The organism is Aequorivita xiaoshiensis (genome assembly GCF_022008395.1).
Taxonomy (GTDB): domain Bacteria; phylum Bacteroidota; class Bacteroidia; order Flavobacteriales; family Flavobacteriaceae; genus Aequorivita; species Aequorivita xiaoshiensis.
In genome coordinates, this window is record NZ_JAIRBB010000032.1 from 1 (window position 1) to 2,930 (window position 2,930).

Consider the following 2,930-nt stretch of genomic DNA (forward strand, 5'->3'; position numbering starts at 1 on the left):
AGGACTAATTGAAATATTTTTGGCTTGTATCAAACTTTAGGTTAAGTCAAAAATTTAGAGCTTCATGATCGCCTACTTATCATATACGAAACGTTAGCAAACATTTGAAAAAAAACACACATTTAGAAAAATGAGAGTATTAATATTGATTTTTTGTGCATTATTCATTTCAAATTCTTCATCTGAAAGTGTATTTGAGGGAGAATTGATTTATCATCACGATATGAAAATGAATTCTAAAAATTATTCCGAATCAAGAAAATTTTACGATACTCTAACAATAAGATACAAGGATAAGAATTATATAAAATTGACAAACAAAAAGAGCTACGAAAAAATACTTTTTATTGATTCTTTGAGAAAAATTTATGTAATCTATAAAGACAACTTGAGTAAATCAAAAAAACTCTCAATGAATGAGGATAATCTGAATTTTGGAAAACTTTACAATCGAGAAAATTCACATTTTGGAAAAATAATTTCATTATCAAAATCAGACACAATTCTAAATTTCGACAAAAAAAACCTTGAATTAAAAAAGCTTTTCGTGGAAAGAGAATATGGAAACGAAATTTATATTTATTCAGATACTGACAATTTCAAGTTTACTGACAACAGGAATATATTGAGAAATATCGGAGAACAAATCCATCCAAAAGAAATAGCGACTGAATTGAATAATGCAATACTTTATTATTACAAATTAGAAGTTAAGAATGCTGAATTGTACGAAGAATACAGATTAGTTGAAATAAGAAATAAAGAAATTAAAAATAGTGTTTTTGAAATCCCTAAACATAAAGATGCAAAAGGGTTTAAAAGAGAAAACAAAAAAGAAAGTCGATTTAAATATTACGAATTGACTGAATAAAAACGTTTGCTAACACCGTATATAATTCATTGCTAGTGAAAACCTACTTACGAAAATCCTCGCGGATTTTCTATTCAGTTTTTATTTGCTAAATTACGTTCTAAACAACGCAACGCATCATATACAAAACCGTTGTGCATAATTATGAAGAACATACTAACTACATATTTTCTATTCGTTTCAATTAATCTTTTTGCTCAAGATTTAAGTGAGATAAACAGCGTACTGAAAATTCCAGATTCTCTAACTTTCGAAAAAGAAATCCGAATTTACAGAGGTTTTGGAATAACAAACCTGACTGAAATATTTAGAATGTATCAAGACGATTCTGACAATTGGAAAATTGAAAATTATCGATTTTATCGAGATTTTGAAGATTTTAAAAAATCTGAAATCAGGAAAACTGACTTGACCGCAAAAACTAATGCGGAATTTGCTTGGGTTAGTTTATTGCAAACCAAAATATCTGAATTGCCAAATATGTCTGATATTAGATATAAAATGCAGAAAAGAGGAAAAGTAGAATTAATAGACGGAGAATATCAGACGATGAATGAGGAAGTTTTTATTACTGATGGAATTGGATATGCTGTAAAAGTCAGGAATCACAAAAAGCTAAATCAAATTTATTATGGAAATCCAGAAAGTTATTTAAAACACTATCCTGAATTAGATGAATTAATTTACTTTTCAGAGCTCTTGGAATTGATTAGAAGTGAATTTAATATTTGGAAAAAATAACTATGCACAACAATGGCTATAAGTAATTGCTTGTTCTCGCCTACTTTGGAAATTCCTGCGGAATTTCCAACTTGGTGTGTACTTACAAAAGTTAGTGCTAACCCACGCAACTACTCATAGCCGAGACCGTTACAAACAATTACTCGGAAAAATTACCGAACCAAATTCTGCCGAACTTTTACGCTGAAAAACTTACTCGAAATCTGAATTGAATTGCGCGGAATTTTTACTCGACAGCTGAATTTCACTCAATCGGAATTTAGCCAGATTATGAAAACCGAACTGTTTGCGGAATTTAGTTTGTTTGCGGAATTTCCACTCAAACGGAATTGAATAAAAAGCGGATTAAAAAAACAAAAGCGTTTTGCGGATTTCACTCGGATTTGAGCAATTTAAGCGGAATTACTAAAAATGTGTTTACTCAAATGTCTCGTAACAGTTTGTAACAACGTGTATAAAAAATTGCTTACATTAGTGCTTAAATAAAGGTCGTTGCGCTTTTGTTACATCTGATTTTCCTGCGGAAAATCCTCGCACACAAAAACGCAACTTTCCATACACAAAACCGTTAGCAACAACCTAAAACCAACTATGGGAAAAACGAGAAACTTAAATGGAATTCCAGGAAATCTTGCCTTGAGTTATTTGAGCACACTCGGATATTATGATGGTGGATATATGGCAGATTGGCTGAATTACATCGCGCGTGAAAAAAATGTAAAAGAAATTGAGATTGATATTCTGAATAGCATAATTGAACCGACAGAAACAGATATCAGACCATTAAAAGCGGATTTGAATAAATTGAGAGGAATTCTGAATAAAGAATTATCCATTCACGGATTTGAAACGGAATTTATAAAAAAAGCGGTTATGAAATTTGAAATCCCGATTGACAATCCGAGATTTAAGAACACAATTTATTGTTATCCATTTATCGAGGACGAAACTGGAAAGATTTATAAGCCGAAAAAAAGAATAATAGAAACAGCATACGAAGTTGATTTTAACCCAATAAAGAAAGTGAAAATCAAAACGGAAAAAATGAAAAATAATTGGATTAGTAGAATTAAGAAAATGCTGAACTGAAAAAAGGCAGTTGCTAACACCGTATATAATTTATTGCTGGCTTCACGCCTACTTACGAAAGTCCTCGCGGACTTTCTTGGTCGGTAATTATTTACTAAATTAGTTGCTTGAAACACGCAACAAACCATATACAAAAACGTTGTGTGCAATAACCCTTGCTTGCTAGGTTATTTAAAAAATCAGTAAAGCGCGCGGATTTAGAAGGAAAATAATCAGTATTTTATGGTAG

The 2,930-nt window shown here is 30.8% G+C and carries 3 protein-coding genes; all 3 read left to right on the top strand.

Annotated features, from left to right (window positions below; translation table 11 throughout):
• Positions 1 to 130: 130 nt before the first annotated feature.
• The 3 genes from K8344_RS13745 to K8344_RS13755 all read left to right on the top strand — a co-directional run bounded on the left by K8344_RS13745 (position 131) and on the right by K8344_RS13755 (position 2,701).
• Positions 131 to 871, top strand: a complete 741-nt coding sequence (locus tag K8344_RS13745; protein WP_237609254.1) for a hypothetical protein — start codon at positions 131 to 133, stop codon at positions 869 to 871.
• A gap of 144 nt (positions 872 to 1,015) precedes the next feature.
• On the top strand, positions 1,016 to 1,612 hold the full coding sequence (locus K8344_RS13750) for a hypothetical protein (RefSeq protein WP_237609255.1): 597 nt from the start codon (positions 1,016 to 1,018) through the stop codon (positions 1,610 to 1,612).
• A 591-nt stretch (positions 1,613 to 2,203) separates the two neighbouring features.
• The gene (locus K8344_RS13755; protein ID WP_237609256.1) at positions 2,204 to 2,701 is read left to right on the top strand and encodes a hypothetical protein; all 498 of its coding nucleotides are present in this window, start codon (positions 2,204 to 2,206) and stop codon (positions 2,699 to 2,701) included.
• The last annotated feature ends 229 nt before the right edge of the window (positions 2,702 to 2,930 follow it).